Annotated in this window: 18 protein-coding genes and 3 tRNA genes; 8 read left to right on the top strand and 13 right to left on the bottom strand. The window is 71.1% G+C overall.

Annotation, left to right across the window (positions count from 1 at the left end):
• Positions 1-58: 58 nt before the first annotated feature.
• Genes LEL83_RS06070 through LEL83_RS06055 form a run of 4 tightly spaced genes read right to left on the bottom strand, consistent with a single transcriptional unit; the run spans position 59 to position 2191 of the window.
• Entirely contained in the window at positions 59-256 is a 198-nt protein-coding gene (locus LEL83_RS06070) for a hypothetical protein (RefSeq protein WP_198657301.1), read from the bottom strand.
• A 10-nt stretch (positions 257-266) separates the two neighbouring features.
• The gene (locus LEL83_RS06065; protein ID WP_225558134.1) at positions 267-818 is read right to left on the bottom strand and encodes a dihydrofolate reductase family protein; all 552 of its coding nucleotides are present in this window, start codon (positions 816-818) and stop codon (positions 267-269) included.
• A gap of 33 nt (positions 819-851) precedes the next feature.
• Positions 852-1199: a hypothetical protein gene (locus tag LEL83_RS06060; protein WP_225558133.1), complete on the bottom strand. Its 348-nt coding sequence runs from the start codon at positions 1197-1199 to the stop codon at positions 852-854.
• Entirely contained in the window at positions 1196-2191 is a 996-nt protein-coding gene (locus LEL83_RS06055) for an SDR family oxidoreductase (protein WP_225558132.1), read from the bottom strand. The genes LEL83_RS06060 and LEL83_RS06055 overlap by 4 nt, the downstream gene beginning before the upstream one ends.
• A 99-nt stretch (positions 2192-2290) precedes the next feature.
• On the opposite strand from LEL83_RS06055, the gene LEL83_RS06050 reads away from it, so the two are divergent.
• Entirely contained in the window at positions 2291-2944 is a 654-nt protein-coding gene (locus LEL83_RS06050; RefSeq protein ID WP_225558131.1) for a hypothetical protein, read from the top strand.
• On the opposite strand, the gene LEL83_RS06045 is transcribed toward LEL83_RS06050, so the two are convergent.
• The 4 genes from LEL83_RS06045 to LEL83_RS06030 are packed head-to-tail and all read right to left on the bottom strand — an operon-like array spanning position 2916 to position 5351.
• On the bottom strand, positions 2916-3677 hold the full coding sequence (locus LEL83_RS06045; RefSeq protein ID WP_225558130.1) for a YqjF family protein: 762 nt from the start codon (positions 3675-3677) through the stop codon (positions 2916-2918). The two genes, LEL83_RS06050 and LEL83_RS06045, sit on opposite strands and share 29 nt — an antisense overlap.
• Positions 3674-4504 carry a nitroreductase family protein gene (locus LEL83_RS06040; RefSeq protein WP_225558129.1) on the bottom strand — a complete coding sequence of 277 codons (831 nt, stop codon included), beginning with the start codon at positions 4502-4504 and terminating at the stop codon, positions 3674-3676. The genes LEL83_RS06045 and LEL83_RS06040 overlap by 4 nt, the downstream gene beginning before the upstream one ends.
• A gap of 21 nt (positions 4505-4525) precedes the next feature.
• Positions 4526-4873 (bottom strand): hypothetical protein, encoded by a 348-nt coding sequence (locus LEL83_RS06035; RefSeq protein ID WP_225558128.1) that lies wholly within the window; start codon positions 4871-4873, stop codon positions 4526-4528.
• A 40-nt stretch (positions 4874-4913) separates the two neighbouring features.
• Complete coding sequence (locus LEL83_RS06030; RefSeq protein ID WP_198657309.1) at positions 4914-5351, bottom strand: Lrp/AsnC family transcriptional regulator; 438 nt, start codon at positions 5349-5351, stop codon at positions 4914-4916.
• 234 nt (positions 5352-5585) lie between these two features.
• On the opposite strand from LEL83_RS06030, the gene ddaH reads away from it, so the two are divergent.
• Both ddaH and rocD read left to right on the top strand, forming a co-directional pair.
• Entirely contained in the window at positions 5586-6488 is a 903-nt protein-coding gene (ddaH, locus tag LEL83_RS06025) for a dimethylargininase (RefSeq protein ID WP_198657310.1), read from the top strand.
• Positions 6488-7717: an ornithine--oxo-acid transaminase gene (gene rocD, locus LEL83_RS06020; RefSeq protein ID WP_225558127.1), complete on the top strand. Its 1230-nt coding sequence runs from the start codon at positions 6488-6490 to the stop codon at positions 7715-7717. Before ddaH ends, rocD begins: the two co-directional genes overlap by 1 nt.
• A gap of 72 nt (positions 7718-7789) precedes the next feature.
• Here the strand turns inward: rocD and LEL83_RS06015 are convergent, their stop codons facing one another.
• On the bottom strand, positions 7790-8782 hold the full coding sequence (locus LEL83_RS06015) for an NAD-dependent epimerase/dehydratase family protein (protein ID WP_198657312.1): 993 nt from the start codon (positions 8780-8782) through the stop codon (positions 7790-7792).
• 368 nt (positions 8783-9150) lie between these two features.
• On the opposite strand from LEL83_RS06015, the gene LEL83_RS06010 reads away from it, so the two are divergent.
• A complete protein-coding gene (locus tag LEL83_RS06010; protein ID WP_225558126.1) occupies positions 9151-10161 on the top strand; it encodes an aldo/keto reductase family protein in 1011 nt (336 codons plus the stop codon).
• A gap of 209 nt (positions 10162-10370) precedes the next feature.
• Here the strand turns inward: LEL83_RS06010 and LEL83_RS06005 are convergent.
• The 3 genes from LEL83_RS06005 to LEL83_RS05995 form a co-directional block, all read right to left on the bottom strand.
• Positions 10371-10443 (bottom strand) — tRNA-Phe (locus tag LEL83_RS06005).
• Between the two features lies 1 nt (position 10444).
• A tRNA-Asp gene (locus LEL83_RS06000) sits at positions 10445-10521 on the bottom strand.
• A 76-nt stretch (positions 10522-10597) separates the two neighbouring features.
• Positions 10598-10670, bottom strand: a tRNA-Glu gene (locus tag LEL83_RS05995).
• A gap of 259 nt (positions 10671-10929) precedes the next feature.
• On the opposite strand from LEL83_RS05995, the gene LEL83_RS05990 reads away from it, so the two are divergent.
• Positions 10930-12207: a M23 family metallopeptidase gene (locus tag LEL83_RS05990; protein WP_225558125.1), complete on the top strand. Its 1278-nt coding sequence runs from the start codon at positions 10930-10932 to the stop codon at positions 12205-12207.
• A 34-nt stretch (positions 12208-12241) separates the two neighbouring features.
• Complete coding sequence (locus LEL83_RS05985; RefSeq protein WP_225558124.1) at positions 12242-13747, top strand: C40 family peptidase; 1506 nt, start codon at positions 12242-12244, stop codon at positions 13745-13747.
• A gap of 129 nt (positions 13748-13876) precedes the next feature.
• Here the strand turns inward: LEL83_RS05985 and LEL83_RS05980 are convergent, their stop codons facing one another.
• Positions 13877-14368: an inorganic diphosphatase gene (locus LEL83_RS05980; RefSeq protein ID WP_027467055.1), complete on the bottom strand. Its 492-nt coding sequence runs from the start codon at positions 14366-14368 to the stop codon at positions 13877-13879.
• Between the two features lie 75 nt (positions 14369-14443).
• On the opposite strand from LEL83_RS05980, the gene tilS reads away from it, so the two are divergent.
• Together tilS and hpt are read left to right on the top strand one after the other, a co-directional pair.
• Entirely contained in the window at positions 14444-15463 is a 1020-nt protein-coding gene (gene tilS / locus LEL83_RS05975; protein ID WP_225558123.1) for a tRNA lysidine(34) synthetase TilS, read from the top strand.
• A gap of 9 nt (positions 15464-15472) precedes the next feature.
• Complete coding sequence (hpt, locus tag LEL83_RS05970) at positions 15473-16024, top strand: hypoxanthine phosphoribosyltransferase (protein ID WP_017887686.1); 552 nt, start codon at positions 15473-15475, stop codon at positions 16022-16024.
• The last annotated feature ends 154 nt before the right edge of the window (positions 16025-16178 follow it).

The raw sequence follows: 16178 nt of genomic DNA, 5'->3' as shown, positions 1-16178 counted from the left end.
GAATGGTCGGGTACCCGCACGGCACCCGACCATTCCTGCTCACGAAGTCGCTCGGCGGTCAGTCCTCGCCGTCGCCTCCCTCTTCGGCCTCGACGCCGGTCTCGTCCATGCGGTCCCGCAGGTGGTCCGCCATCGCGCCGGCACCCTCGTCGCCGTGGTCGTGGTCGACCTGTTCGATCAGGCCCTGCAGCTTCTCGTGGTTCGTGGCTTCGGTGGCACCGTCCATGACGGGCTCGGTCTGCTCGTTGTCGCTCATGGTCCGGACGCTACGCCGACGAAGCTGCGGAAGCCGCGGAGCGGTAGTGCAGCTCGACTGCCCCGCCCGCGAACGGCGTCGTACCGACGAGCGCGAACACCGGGGTCGGGGCCGCCACCGGCAGCAGCGGTGCTCCGGCACCGAGCGCGACCGGCATCACGGTGACCCGCAGCTCGTCGAGGAGTCCCGCATGCTGGTACTGCGCCGCGAGCAGCCCGCCGCCGACGACCCACACGTCACGGTCACCGGCCGCATGCTCGAGGTCGGCCTGGTGGTCGCCGACCTCGCCGGAGACGAACCGCACGTCGGCGCCGTCCGGCACCGGCAGGGTCCTCGAGGTGAACACCCACGTCGGCACGTCCGGGTAGGCCCAGGTGTCGTCGTGGGTCAGCAACCACTCGTACGTGGTCGACCCCATCGCGATCGCACCGACGCCCGCGAAGAACCGGTCGTGGTGCTCCTGGAACGGCTCGAAGCCGAACTGCAGCAGCCAGCCGAGGTCGTCGTCGGGTGCGGCCACGAACCCGTCGAGCGACGAGGCGACCGAGTAGATCGTGCTCATGTCGGGGGACGCTACCGAGCACCCCCGACAGGATCAGCGCCGGCGCTGACCGCGACCGACCGCGGCGGCCTCGGCGACCGCCAGGACCGTCGCGATCCACAGCTGGTCGACGGCGAACCGACGGCGGTGGGGGTCGGCGACCGCGAGCGGCACCATGGTCACGCCGTGCAGCGCGTCGACGACGGCGCTCAGGGTGTGCGCGTTGCCGGTGCCGGAGCGCCTGACGAGCAGGGCCTGCGCCAGCTGCCGGACACCGAGCACGCCGTGCAGGACCGCCTGCTCCCGGCCGCGCAGGGCACGGCTCAGGTGCCACAGCCCGAGCCCGGCCCGACCGATCTCGACCAGCGACGGCGCTGCGAGCCCGGTTACCCGGCGGCTCATCGTCGTCGCCCGGCCACGAGCGCGACGGCGCCGGCGGCACCGAGCACCGCACCGATGATCCCGTTGCCGACCCGGCGGTGCTCGACCCACCACGTCTGCGGCGACCAGGCGTGCGCCGACTCGTCGAAGACCCCGTGCGCTCCGTGGTCGCCCGGCACCGGCTCGTACAGGTTGTCCCGCATCTCCAGGCCGTCCTTGTCGGGCGCCTGCTGCCCGGACACCAGGGTCTTCGCCGCGTACCAGTCGGCGAAGCGGCCGCTGATCCGGTTGCCCAGGATCGTGTACACCGTGGACTCACCGACCCACGTGCGGCTGCGCGGTCGTTCGGCGACGGCCGCGATGGACCGCGCCCCGACCTCGGGCTGGTAGATCGGTGCGACGGGCTGCGGGTGGTGCGGCAGCTTCGACTTCACCCACTGGAACTGGGGCGTGTTGAGCGCCGGCATGTCCACGCGGGAGACCCGGACCTTGCTGCCCTGCTCGCGGAGTTCGGAGACGACGGACTCGGTGAAGCCGACGATCGCGTGCTTCGCGCCGCAGTACGCGGCCTGCAGGGGGATGCCGCGGAACCCGAGCGCCGACCCGACCTGGATGACGTGGCCGCGGCCGCGCGGGACCATCCGCGACAGTGCGGCCCGGGTCCCGTTCACGAACCCCAGGTACGTGACGTGCAGCGCCCGTTCGAAGTCCTCCGGCGCGGTGTCGAGGAACTTGCCGAACACGCCGACCATGACGCCGTTCACCCACAGGTCGATCGGCCCGAGTTCCCGCTCGATCCGGTCGGCAGCGGCCTCGACGGCCTGACGGTCGGACACGTCGACGGCGACGGCCAGTCCCCGGCGTCCGGCGGCCTCGACCTCGGCGGCCGCGGCGTCGACGCCCTCCTGACCGCGGGCCAGGACGGCCACGTCCCACCCCCGTGCGGCGAGCTCCCGGACGGTCGCCCGTCCCAGTCCTGCGGATCCACCGGTCACCACTGCCACTCGCGTCATGGCTCCCTTGTACCTGCGACCGGTCGTGCACCACTCAGCCGCTGTCCCCCGGAGCGGCTGCGTCGAACCATGACGACGGCGACCGGACATCATGGCCAGGTGGAGACCCGACACCCCGAGACCGATGACCCCACCGACGAAGCACCGCCCGGTTGGGTGCTCAACGCGCCGAACCGGCCGCTCGAGGTCTGGACGTACCCGGTGCTGGCCGTGGTCTTCGCTGCCGCGTTCGCCGTCGTCGGTGTCGTCCTGGGGGGCGTGCTCGCCCTCGTCGTCGGAGTGTCGGGTGCGATCATCATCACCGTCGGCGCCGTCGCCGTGTTCGTCACCGGTCGGCATGCGTACGACGAACAGACGCGTGTGGCCTCGTGGCGGAGCCACGTGACCCGCGTGGTCGTCGCTGCGACGGCTGCTGTCGTCGTCGCGATCACCAGCTCGTTGGTCGGGTCACGACTCGGCCTGCTCGTCGGGGTGGGGGCCGCGGTGTGGCTGTACACGACCGCGCGCGCGGCGCCGCGGTTCGATCACCTCGTGGCCGCATGGGCTTCTGCGACCGTCGCGGTCGCGTGCGCGACCCTCGCCGTCGTCGGACTCACCGTCGAGAGCGTGCCGGAGTCCCTGCGTGCCGCCTGGATCGCCAGCGCCGTGTTCGCACTGTTCGCGACCCTGCTGGCCGTCGGTCAGTTCCGGATCGCCGCCCGCACACCACGCGGCCAGGAACCGCTCAGCGCCCCCGACCGAACCGCGTCGTGACCCCGGGCGAGGAGAGCACCGAGTCCGGCTCGAGCTCCGTCAGCCCGAAGGGCAGCCCAGCCGCCCCGACCAGGTCGTCCCGCAGCGACACCACCGACGCCCGGTGCAGCGGCCACGGCTCGTGCTCGTTCGGCCAGAACCGCGTCCGACCGGCGCGGTGCACGTGCATGCCCCACCGTGCAGTCAGGAACGTCTCGAGCGGCCCGGGCTCGTCGATCGCGTCGCCGACCCGCACGTCCACCATCGACCGCAGGTGCGTGCCGTGCCGTCGCATGGCGTACCCGATCCGTCCGTCACCGCTGCGCGACTCCGCGACCGCCCACCGGTAGGGCAGCCCGGTGGCGACACGCGCGCCGATGGTCGGCAGGAGCTTGCCGGCGTCGAGCGACAGGAACACGACGCCACGCTGCCCCTGCTCGTCGACGGTGTAGACGCGGACGTTCAGCTCGACGAAGTCGCCGATGCTGCCCGTCGAGAACGGCGGGAACCGCGTGTCCTCGAACCGGAACGCGATGAGCCCCACCCAGGTGGTCACCCCGTCGTCGGTCCCGTCGAGCGCCATCGTGTCGGGTCGCGTGCCGGCCGGCAGCAGCGGGGCCACCGCCGACACGTCGACGCGCCAGTGCACGAAGACGACGTCGAGCCAGTCCTGCGAGATCCAGGGGCGGCCGGTCAGGCCGGGGGCGACGGGTTGGAGGCCCGGAGCGCCGTCAGCGGGTCGGGTGTCGGTCACGGGGTGGTCGCCTCCGGGTCGGTGCTCACGACGGGCAGGTCGTCCCACCCGGCCTGCGGGGTCGCGCACGTGCCGCGGAACACGTACTGCGACGGTCGCTTCCGCTCGTTCGACACCCAGTCGATCGCGGGGCGCCGACGCTCGGGTGGCAGGTACCCGATCCGGTACACGGCCATCAGCTCGAGCTCCGGCGGGACCTCGAGCAGGGACTCGACCTCGGCCCACGCCTCCTCGATCTCCATCGGGAACGACACGAACTGGATCCCGAGGCCGAGCTCGGTGGTGGCGAGCCACACGTTCTCCATCGCCGCGCCCATGCTGAACACCGAGTAGAACGCGTTCCGCGCCTCCTTGCGGTACTCGTCACGGTCGAGCATCACGCCGAGCAGCATCGGCGACCCGGCCACGAGCTTCCGGTTCTCCTCACCCAGCGTCTGCGGCACCCGGAGCGCGTTCATGAGCACCTGCCCGCGCTTGGTGAACACCTGCTTCGTGAAGGGCCGGAGCGGTGCGGGCAGCTTGTCGAACAGCATGCCGTCGCGCCGGGCGTCCATTTCGGCCTGCGAGAACCGGAAGTACGGCTTGTACCGCTCGAAGAACGTCCCCTCGGCCATCGTGCTGGTCATCGACCGCCCACTGATCGCCGCGATCCGGTCGATCGTGTCGCGCTCCTCGATCACCACGAACCGCCACGGCTGGCTGTTCAACTGCGACGGGGCCCGGCCCGCGAGCTCCATCAGCAGTCGCTGGTGCTCCTCGGACACCGGGTCGGGCAGGAACGCACCGTTCGTCGTGCGTCGTCGTCGGATGGCCTCGAACAGCTCCACTGCGTCCTTCTCGTCTCGTCGTCAGGCACGGCGCCGGCTGAGCAGCGCCCCCAGGTAGGACGGGGCGGCGGCGACCGCGACGCTCCAGTGTGCTCTGGCGCGCGGGTCCGTGCGTGGAGCGACGGCCAGGGGCACGAGCGCCGGCAGCAGGAACAGGGCCGAGCGGTCCCGCGTCCAGACCGGCGTCGTCGCGGCGGCGCCGGTCAGGGTGGCCGTCACCACGAACAGGCCGTGGTGCACGACGCGGAGCTTCTTCGTGCGGATCAGCCGCACGGCCACCGCCGTGCCCCACAGGCAGTTCGCCACGTACGCGAGGGTCGCCGCGGTGACCAGACGCCGGGCTGCGCCCGATCGGACGGGAGGCCCCACGCGCCTCCAGGCTGTCTGCTCGCGTCCCACGAACGCGACGTTACGCCGTGTCGCGACTGACGAGCTTGGAGAGCACGATCGCAGACCGGGTGTGGTCCACCTGGGGTGCGAGGCGCACCTTGTCGAGCGCTTGCTCGAGCGCCGACAGGTCCTTCGAGCGCATGTGCACGACGGCGTCGGCGCTGCCGGTCACGGTGCCGGCGTCGATGACCTCGGGAACCGTGTCGAGCAGGGCGCGCAGCTCGCTGGGCGAGACGGTGCCGCGGCAGTAGAGCTCGACCCAGGCCTCGGTGCCGCGGTCCTCGACAGCGGGGTCGACCTTGATGGTGAAGCCCTGGATGACCCCGTCGCCGACCAGCCGGTCGACGCGGCGCTTCACGGCCGAGGCCGAGAGTCCGACCACCGACCCGATGTCGCCGTAGCCGGCGCGGGCGTTGTCCCGGAGCTGATCCAGGATGCGGTGGTCGAGCGTGTCCATGTACGACCATCGTACGCCGACTTCTTGCGAGTCCAGATGGTTCCGCGCACGAAACGTGCGTCACCCGAACGGGTGCCAAGCCGTGGGCAGCGGGGGACTGCACTCGTCGGACGGTTCGTGCCAGACTTTCCGTGGCGTCGACCTGGTCCGCTACGGCGAGTGAGCCTGCATCTCGCCGGAGCAACTTTCAGTGGTGGTTCCTGGCAGGCTCGGGCCCCGGTCCTCGGAGGACTGATGTCGAACACCGCACCCGCCACTCCCGCCGCTCCGGCCCGTGTCGCCACGAAGCGCACGATCCTGATGTGCAAGCCGGACTTCTACACGGTGAGCTACCGGATCAACCCGTGGATGCACCCGGAGGAGCCGACCGACACGTCGAAGGCCGTCGAGCAGTGGGAGTCGCTCGTCGCCGTCTACGAGCAGCTCGGCTTCGACATCTCGTACATCGACCCGATCGACGGGCTGCCCGACATGGTCTACGCGGCCAACGGCGGCTTCGTGCTCGACGGCATCGCGTACGGTGCGAAGTTCCAGTACCCGGAGCGCCAGCCCGAGGGTCCCGCCTACATGGACTGGTTCCGCGATGCCGGTCTGACGGTCGCCGAGCCGGAGCAGACCAACGAGGGCGAGGGTGACTTCCTGCTCATCGGCGACACCATCTTCGCCGGCACCGGCTTCCGGTCGGACAGCACCTCGCACGACGAGCTCGCCCGCATCTACGGCCGCGAGGTCGTCACGCTCAAGCTCATCAACCCGAGCTTCTACCACCTCGACACCGCCATCGCCGTGCTCGACCCCGAGCCCGCGGCGGACGGGACGTCGAACATCGCCTACCTGGAGAGCGCCTTCGACGAGCCGTCGCTGGCGATCCTGCGCGAGCGCTTCCCCGACGCGATCATCGCGACGGAGGAGGACGCCGCCATCCTCGGCTTGAACTCGTACTCCGACGGGTACAACGTCGTGATCGCCGCCCGGGCTGTTCGGTTTGCCGAGCAGCTGAAGGAGAAGGGGTACAACCCGATCGGCGTCGACCTGTCCGAGCTGCTGCTCGGCGGTGGCGGCGTGAAGTGCTGCACGCTCGACCTGCACCCGGTCGGCACCGGCACCTCGGTCGCGCGTTCCCTCGGGGTCAGCTGATGTCGGCGGCAGCATCGCTCGGGGTCAACACCGCGGCGGCGCTCGCCGTCGAGGACCGCGCCCTCGCGCACAACTACAGCCCGCTGCCCGTCGTCATCGCGTCGGGTGCCGGAGCGACCGTCACTGACGTCGACGGCAAGCAGTACCTGGACGGCCTCGCCGCGTACTCCGCCGTGAACTTCGGCCACGGCAACCCCCGGCTGCTCGATGCCGCGCGGGCCCAGCTCGAGCGGGTGACGCTCACGAGCCGCGCGTTCGTGAACGACCAGCTCGGGCCGTTCGCTGCGGCGTTGGCGGAGCTGACGGGGACCGAGATGGTCCTGCCGATGAACACCGGTGCCGAGGCCGTCGAGTCCGCGATCAAGGTGTCCCGCGCGTGGGGCTACCGCGTCAAGGGTGTGCCAGCCGACCGGGCCACGATCATCGTCGCGTCCGGGAACTTCCACGGCCGGACCACGACGATCATCTCGTTCTCCGACGATCCCGACGCCCGCGACGACTTCGGTCCGTACACGCCGGGCTTCCGCACGGTGCCGTACGGCGACGCCGCTGCCCTGCGCGAGGCGATGGACGAGACCGTCGTCGCCGTGCTGCTCGAGCCGATCCAGGGTGAGGGCGGCGTGGTCATCCCGCCGGAGTCGTACCTGCCGTCCGTCCGGGAGATCTGCGACGAGTTCGGCGCGCTGTTCGTCGCCGACGAGATCCAGTCCGGCCTCGGTCGCACGGGCCACACCCTGGCGGTGCAGCGCGTCGGCGTGCGCCCCGATCTCATCACGCTCGGCAAGGCCCTGGGCGGCGGGATCGTGCCGGTCTCCGCGGTGGTGGGCTCGCGCGAGGTCCTCGGTGTCCTGCGCCCCGGCGAGCACGGATCGACCTTCGGCGGGAACCCGCTCGCCGCAGCCGTCGGCGCCGAGGTCGTGGCGATGCTCGGTGAGGGCACGTTCCAGCAGCGGGCCCTCGAGGGCGAACCGCTGCTGCGCGGCCTGCTCGACGAGCTCGTCGGGCACGGGGTCGTGTCGCACCGCGTCGCCGGACTCTGGGCGGGGATCGACATCGACCCCGCGCTCGGCACCGGCAAGGCGATCGCGAAGGACCTCGCCGACCGCGGGCTCCTGGTGAAGGACACCCACGGGTCGACGATCCGCTTCGCACCGCCCCTCGTCGTCACCGACGACGAGATCCGCTTCGCGATCGCGACCCTGGGCGAGGTGCTCGCCGCGCGCGGGTAGCTCGCCGAGTGAGCAGAAGACGTCGGGTCATCGCAAGCGACCTGACGTCTTCTGCTCACTGAAGCGCCCGGCTCACACCGCCCAGCGCTCCGCCAGCTCGTCCATCAGCCCGTCGAGCCGCTCGTCCACGACCTGCTCCTCGGGGTGTGCCTCGTACCAGGCGATGACCTCGCGCACCCCGTGCCGGTACGGCGTGCGGGGCCGGTACCAGGGCACGAGCGACCGGACCTTGCTGTTGTCGAACACCGAGCTGTTCGCCTTGTCGCCGAGCAGTGCCGCACCCCACTCCGGGTCCACGGCGTTGATGGCGTCCGCCGGCACGTGCACGATCCGCAGGTCGTCGACCCCGGCCGCCGCCGCGATCTCCTGCGCGATGGCGTTCCACGTCGGCGCCTCGTCGCTCGTGATCGTGAACGGCTCGCCGATGGCCTCGGCCCGGTCGAGCAGCCCCGTGAACCCGACCGCGAAGTCGCGGCTGTGCGTGAGCGTCCACAGCGAGCTGCCGTCGCCCGTGATGATGATCGGCTTGCCGGCGCGCATCCGCGCGACCGCGGTCCACCCGCCGGTCAGCGGCAGCTTCGTCTCGTCGTAGGTGTGCGACGGCCGCACGATCGTCACCGGGAAGTCCTGCTCCCGGTAGGCCTGCATCAGCAGCTCCTCGCACGCGATCTTGTCGCGCGAGTACTGCCAGTACGGGTTCTTCAGCGGCGTCGACTCCGTGATCGGCAGGTGCGTCGCCGGCGTCTGGTACGCCGAGGCCGAGCTGATGAACACGTACTGCCGCGTTCGCCCGGCGAAGAAGTCGACGTCGGCCTGCACCTGGTCCGGCGTGAAGGCGATCCAGTTCACCACCACGTCGAACCGGCGGTCGCCCAGTGCGTCCGCCAGGGCGCTGCGGTCCGACACGTCGGCCTGGAGGCGCGTCACGCCCTCCGGGATCGGCCTGCCCCCGGTGGTCCCCCGGTTGAGCACGGTCACGTCGAACCCCTGCTCGACGGCTTCGCGGACACAGGCGGCGCTGATGACGCCGCTCCCGCCGATGAACAACACGTTCGCCCCGGTCATGGGTGCTCCCTCGCTCCTGGCTGCACTGCTCCGTGCCGCACTCCTACCGATCCTGCACCCCCACGTCGGGGCGGGCGCGGAGCACGACGTGCAGCGAGGTGGTCTCCGCGGCCCAGCTCGCCGCGTGCGGGATGATCCACCCGAGCAGCTCGACCGCGTAGTCGTGGTCCCGGCTGCTACCGTTGTCGGCGAAGACCCCGGAACGATCCCTGGCTCAGGCCACATCGCCGGGGTTTCGTCTTTCCCCACCACTCCTGAAACATCAGCGTACAGCGCCGCGCCACGTTGCCGAGTACGCGGCGGCGACGTCGGACTACCGTCACGGTTCGGGTCGCACCGACGCGTCCCACGACAGGAGTGACACGCACATGGAGTACCGCTACCTCGGCAACTCGGGCCTCAAGGTCTCCGAGATCACCTACGGCAACTGGCTCACCCACGCCTCCCAGGTCGAGAACGACGCGGCGATCGCCTGCGTCAAGGCCGCGCTGGAGGTCGGCATCTCGACGTTCGACACCGCCGACGTCTACGCCAACACCGGCGCCGAGACCGTCCTGGGCGAAGCGCTCAAGGGGGAGCGGCGCCAGTCCCTCGAGATCGCCACGAAGGTCTTCGGTCCGACGGGGCCGAAGGGCCACAACGACACAGGCCTGTCCCGCAAGCACATCCTCGAGTCGATCGACGGTTCGCTCGAGCGGCTGCAGACCGACTACGTCGACCTGTACCAGGCGCACCGCTACGACCACGAGACCCCCCTCGAAGAGACGATGCAGGCCTTCGCCGACATCGTGCGGCAGGGCAAGGTCCTGTACGTCGGCGTGAGCGAGTGGACGGCGGACCAGCTCCGTGCCGGCGCTGCGCTGGCGAAGGACCTCGGGTTCCAGCTCATCTCGAACCAGCCGCAGTACTCGGCGCTGTGGCGGGTCATCGAGGAAGAAGTGGTGCCGACCTCGAAGGAGCTCAGCATCTCGCAGATCGTCTGGTCGCCCATCGCCCAGGGCGTGCTGACCGGCAAGTACAAGCCGGGTCAGCCGCTGCCCGAGGGCTCGCGCGCCACGGACGAGAAGGGCGGCGCGGACATGATCAAGCGGTTCATGCGCGACGAGGTGCTGTCGTCGGTGCAGGAGCTCGAGCCGATCGCGAAGGAGCTCGACCTGTCGATGGCGCAGCTCGCCGTGGCCTGGGTGCTGCAGAACGAGAACGTCGCCTCGGCGATCATCGGGGCATCGCGACCGGAGCAGGTGCACGACAACGCCGGCGCTGCCGGGGTGCAGATCCCCGCCGAGCTGATGACCCGCATCGACGACGCCCTCGGTGCCGTGGTCGAGCGCGACCCGGCGAAGACGAACGACAGCAGCCCGAAGACCCGCGAGGCCTGAGTCCGACGGCGGCCTGGCGGACGCGAGCCGCGCCTCCAGGCCGTCAGCGACCCCGCGCGGACGCGAGCCGCACAACCGAAGTCACCCCGAACCGCACCTGCGCGTGGTTCCGGGTGACTTCGGTTGTGCGAACGACAGGCGTTCGACCGACGCTCGAGACACCCAGACAACCGAAAAGGCCCCCTGCCGAAGCAGGGGGCCTTCACCGGTGGCTGGACACGGCATCGATCCGTGGACCTTTCGATTTTCAGTCGAACGCTCTACCAACTGAGCTATCCAGCCGTGGCGACCCTGACGGGACTTGAACCCGCGACCTCCGCCGTGACAGGGCGGCACGCTAACCAGCTGCGCTACAGGGCCATGTTGTGTTGTGGGTACTGCATGTTGTGACTTGCTGTGGTGTTGTTCAGTACTACTTGCTTGCTCACTCAAGGAGTGACCCCAACGGGATTCGAACCCGTGCTGCCGCCGTGAAAGGGCGGTGTCCTAGGCCACTAAACGATAGGGCCGCAAGCAGTGCATCGCGCTACCGATGGACAAGCATACGGACGCCCTCCGGGTTTCACAAATCCGAGCCCGTCGAACGTGCATCCCCGGCGTGTCGCGCCCTCGCCGCCCGGCTGTCTACCGGGTCACGATGCCAGCATCGACGCCGGTCCCGCCCCTCGACCGAGGGGCTGTCGAGCCTGGGGCCGCTGTTGTTACTGTTGCGTGTGTTGACAGTGTTACGTGCGTGAGCCATGCCGCGCTGTTACGAAATCGAGACCCATGACGACCTCTCCGCAGTTCTCCCGCCCCGCCCGCAGCCGCCTCGTCGCCGCCGCGGTCGCCGTCGCGCTCACCGCCGGCACGCTCGCCGCGCTGTCGCCGACGTCGTCCGCCAGCGCGGTGGACTACCCGAGCTGGGACGAGGTGCAGCGGGCGAAGTCCTCGACGAGCGCCCAGCGGGACAAGGTGCACGAGATCGAGTCGCTCATCACCTCGCTCCGGTCCGAGGCGACCGCCAAGCGGAAGGCTGCGCAGGCGGCGGGCGAGGCGTACCAGGCGGCGCAGACGAAGTACGACGCCGCGACGCTGAAGCAGCACACATTCCAGTCGCAGGCGGACGAGGCCGAGCAGACCGCAGCGGAGTCCGAGGAACAGGCCGGGCAGCTCGCCGCACAGCTCGGTCGGGCCAGCGGGGACGACGTGACGACCGACATCCTCACGCACCCGTCCGACTCTGACGACCTGCTGTACGAGCTCGGCGCCATGTCGAAGCTCACCGAGCAGGCCGACGGCATCTACTCCCAGGCGTCGCAGGACCGCGGTGTCGCCCAGGGCCTGGCCGACAAGGCCGACCGTGCGAAGAAGGCCCTCGGTGACCTGGCCGACGCGGCGCAGTCGAAGATGCAACAGGCGCAGGGTGCCGCCGACGCGGCCCAGTCCGCCGTGGACGCCCAGAACGACAACGAGGCCCGGCTCGAGGCGCAGCTGACCGCCCTCACCTCGAAGCAGCGCGGCGTCGAGGCCGACTACCGCAAGGGCGTCGCCGCCGAGAAGGCCCGGCAGGCCCGCATCGCCGCGGCGGCAGCGAAGGCGGCCGCGAACGCCCCGACGACCAGCCAGGGCGGTGCCGGTGGCGGGTCGGCCAACGCGGCAGGGTGGGTCCGGCCGTCCGGCGGGTTCCAGACCAGCCCGTACGGCTACCGCGTCGACCCGTACACGCACTACACCGCGCTGCACGCCGGGGTCGACCTCGCGCCCGCCTGCAACGCCCCCATCTACGCGGCCCACGACGGCACCGTGACCTTCGCGGGCAACGGCGGCGGCTACGGCAACGAGGTCATCCTGGACAACGGCGGCGGCATCTCCACCGCCTACGGGCACGTGGTCGACGGTGGCATCCTCGTCACCGCCGGCCAGCACGTCACCGCGGGGCAGCAGATCGCCAAGATCGGCTCGACCGGCTGGTCCACCGGGTGTCACCTCCACTTCGAGACCCGGGTCAACGGTGCTGCCGTCGACCCGGTCCCCTTCATGGCAGCGCGGGGGATCTCGGTATGAGCACCAGCGCGTCCGAGAGGCACCGATCCACGTCATGACCACGTCCACACGCTCGCTCTCCTGCGGGATCGCCACCATCGCCGTGCTCGGCTTCGGCCTGTCCGTCGTCATCGCCGGCCCGGCCCAGGCGGCTCCGTCGACCCCGTCGTGGGACGACGTCAAGGCTGCGAAGTCCGACGCCGCCGACGCCCAGCAGACCGTCGACGAGCTGAGCGACCGACTCGGAGCGCTGCAGGACGCCGCGGACCAGGCGGGCATCGCGGAGCAGCAGGCCGGGCAGGCGTACGCGCTGGCCGCCTCGCAGCAGCAGGAGGCGAAGGACACCCTCGCCGACCTGACCGCGCAGTCGGAGCGGGCCGAGGGGCGCGCGGATGACTCCGCCGGGCAGGTGGCCGGCCTGGTCGTCGAGCTGTCGCGTACGGGCGGCGGCGACCTGTCCACGTCGATGCTCGTGGACTCGTCGGACTCCGGTGACCTGCTCTACCGGGTCGGCACGATGTCGCACCTGTCCGAGCGGTCGGCCAGGATCCTCGCCGAGGCCCGTGCCGACCAGAAGACGGTCGAGTCCCTGGCCGCCCAGCAGTCCGCGGCCGAGCGGGCCCTCGACGACGCCACCGAGGCGACCAAGACCGCCTTCGCCACCGCGAACGACGTCTCCGCCGATGCGCAGGCCAGGGTGCAGGAGGAGCAGGAGCAGCAGGACGAGGTCCTCCGCCAGCTCGCCTACCTCAAGGGCACGAGCGTCGCGACCGAGACGGCGTACTGGAACGCCCAGCAGGCGAAGGCTGCCGAGGCCGCCCTGGCCCGACAGTCGGGCCCGAGCACGACCGGCGGCGGCAGCGGGGGCAGCGGCGGCGGCGCGGGCAGCAGCGACGGTGCCGGCACCGGCGGTGCGGGAACCGGCAGCGGCACCGGCGGCACCGGCAACGGAGGCAGCAGCAGCGGCGGTGGGGACCGCGGCGGCTCCGACGACGCACCGGCCACCCCGTCACGACCCGACACTCCGGCCGCCCCGTCGCAGCCGAGCGCGCCGCGGCCCAGCGCCCCGCAGCCCAGCACGCCGAAGCCGAGCACCCCGAAGCCCAGCACGCCCAAGCCGGCCCCTGCCCCCGCTCCGGCCCCGAAGCCCGCCGTGCCGAGCAGCCCCTCGAAGGCCGCCGGCGCGATCTCCTACGCCCGCGGACAGCTCGGCAAGCCGTACGTCCTCGGCGGCGCCGGCCCGAACACGTGGGACTGCTCCGGCCTGGTGATGATGGCCTACGACTCGCAGGGCGTCTCGACCGGTGGGCACAACGTGGTCTGGCAGTACAACCACTTCAGCTCGATCGGCCGCCTCGTCCCGCTCTCGCAGCGCCAGCCCGGCGACATCCTGTTCTACTCGTCGAACGGAACCGCATCAGGCGGTTACCACGACTCGATCTACACCGGCAACGGGATGATGGTCGAGGCAGCGCGTCCGGGTGTCGGCGTGGTCGAGCGTGCCGTCTGGACCCCGAGCCAGCTCCTGCCCTACGTCGCCCGCCCGACCGGCGCCCTGTAGACGTCACACCCACGAACGAGAACGCGCCCCCGCGCGGTCATCGCGCCCCGAGGAGTCGGGGTGCAACGACCGCACGGGGGCGCGATCCACTGTCCGGACGGACGGACGGACGAACGAACGGACGAAGCGTCAGTGCGAGCCGGGCACGTACGCGGCCTGGCCGGCCTGCACGATGCGCTCGGCCTCGGCGGCGTCGCCCCAGCCCTCGGCCTTGACCCACTTGTTCGGCTCGAGGTCCTTGTAGCGCTCGAAGAAGTGCGCGATCTCGGCCTTGGTCTGCTCCGGCACGTCCGAGATGTCCTGGATGTGCGCCCAGCGCGGGTCCTTGGCGGGGACGACGAGGACCTTCTCGTCGTTGCCGGCCTCGTCGCTCATCTTGAAGACGCCGACCGGGCGGACCTTGACGCCGACGCCGGGGAACGTCGGGAACTCGAGCAGCAGCAGGGCGTCCACGGGGTCGCCGTCGTCGGCCAGGGTCTTCTCGAAGAAGCCGTAGTCGGTGGGGTAGACGAACGACGTGAACAGCACGCGGTCGAGGTACACGCGACCGGTCTCGTGGTCCACCTCGTACTTGTTGCGGCTGCCCTTGGGGATCTCGACGACGACGTCGTACGCGGCCATGTCTGCACTCCTGGTGTGTCGGTGGGTGTGTCGTGGGGCTGTCGGTGGTCCCGAGAGCGCGGCTAACGTTACCGGGTGAACTCTCCGCGCCCCCGGCTGGATCCCGCGGTCGCCGACACCCGCCGTGCGGTGCGCGACCTGCTCGCCGACGCCCGCGACCAGCGGCTCGTCGCGGACGGCGACCTGGTGCTGGTGGCCCTGAGTGGCGGGGCCGACTCGCTCGCGCTCGCCGCGGCCACCGCGTTCGAGGCCGGCAAGCAGGGACTGCGCGCCGGAGCGGTGGTCGTCGACCACGCGCTCCAGGCGGGCTCCGAGGCGGTCGCGAGCCGCGCCTCCCGGCAGGCGTCCGAGCTGGGACTCGACCCGGTGACGGTCCGCCGGGTCACGGTCGGCTCCGACGGCGGTCCGGAGGGCGCCGCCCGGGAGGCCCGGCACGCGGCGATCGCCGAGGTCGCGGCCGCCACCGGGTCGCCCCTGGTGCTGTTCGGGCACACGCTCGACGACCAGGCCGAGACGGTGCTGCTCGGCCTGCTGCGCGGCAGCGGCCCGGACAGCCTGTCCGGCATGCTCCCGCTCGCGCGGCGTGACGACGGTCCGGCCTACGGCCGGCCGCTGCTCGCCGTGCGTCGGCACACGACCCGGCAGGCGTGCGCGGCGGCGGGCCTCGCGCCGTGGCACGACCCGCAGAACGACGACCCGGCGTACGCGCGGGTGCGGGTGCGGAACACCCTGGTGCCCGTGCTCGAACGGGAGCTCGGTCCCGGGGTCCAGGAGGCCCTGGCCCGCACCGCCGACCAGCTGCGCGAGGACTCCGCGGCACTCGACCACTTCGCCGAGGAGCTCGCCGAGGACATCGCCGAGCACTCCGAGGCGGGCATCTCGCTGTCAGTGCGGGCGCTCGGGGCGAACCCGCCGGCGCTCCGCCAGCGGCTCGTCCGGCTGGCCGTCGCGAGCGAGTTCGGGGTGACGCTGACGCGTGTGCAGACGCTCGAGGTCTGCCGACTCGTCACCGACTGGCGGGGGCAGGGGCCGATCGACCTGCCGGGGGTCCGGGCATCGCGATCCGGTGACCGCCTGTCGTTCAGCGCCGGTTAGGCTGGACCGGTGGAACTCTCCGACGTCCAGGCAGACCTGTCCGAAGTCCTCTTCACCCCCGAGCAGATCGACGAGAAGCTCGCCGAGCTCGCGGCGGTCGTCGACGCCGACTACGCGGGGCGCGACCCGCTGCTCGTCGGCGTCCTGAAGGGCGCCGTCATGGTGATGGCGGACTTCTCGCGACACCTGAAGATGCAGGCGCGGATGGACTGGATGGCCGTGTCGTCCTACGGCTCCGGCACGAAGTCGTCCGGCGTGGTGCGCATCCTGAAGGACCTCGACACCGACCTGCACGGGCGCGACGTCCTCATCGTCGAGGACATCATCGACTCCGGCCTGACGCTGTCGTGGCTCAAGCAGAACCTGCAGTCCCGCGGTGCCGCGAGCGTCGAGATCGTCGCCCTGCTCCGCAAGCCCGAGGCCGCCAAGGTCGAGGTCGACGTGAAGTACGTCGGCTTCGACATCCCGGACGCCTTCGTGGTGGGGTACGGCCTGGACTACGACGAGCGCTACCGCAACCTGCGCGGCGTGGGCGTCCTCGCCCCGCACGTCTACTCCTGACGGGCCCCGACCAGCGCGTCCGCCGGCGCAGGCTGCGCTCGGCGGACTCGTGTCCGGCGGTGAGTTCGCCCGCAGAGGACACCCATTCTCGCCACAGAATCGCGGCCGTATGCTGATCAGCACGCAACTTCGGCAGAGAAAGGTGTCGGGCGAT

The organism is Curtobacterium oceanosedimentum (genome assembly GCF_020297365.1).
In the GTDB taxonomy this organism is placed as follows: Bacteria; Actinomycetota; Actinomycetes; order Actinomycetales; family Microbacteriaceae; genus Curtobacterium.
Note: the sequence above shows the minus strand (reverse complement) of the source record. Positions and strands in the feature narration are given on the sequence as shown.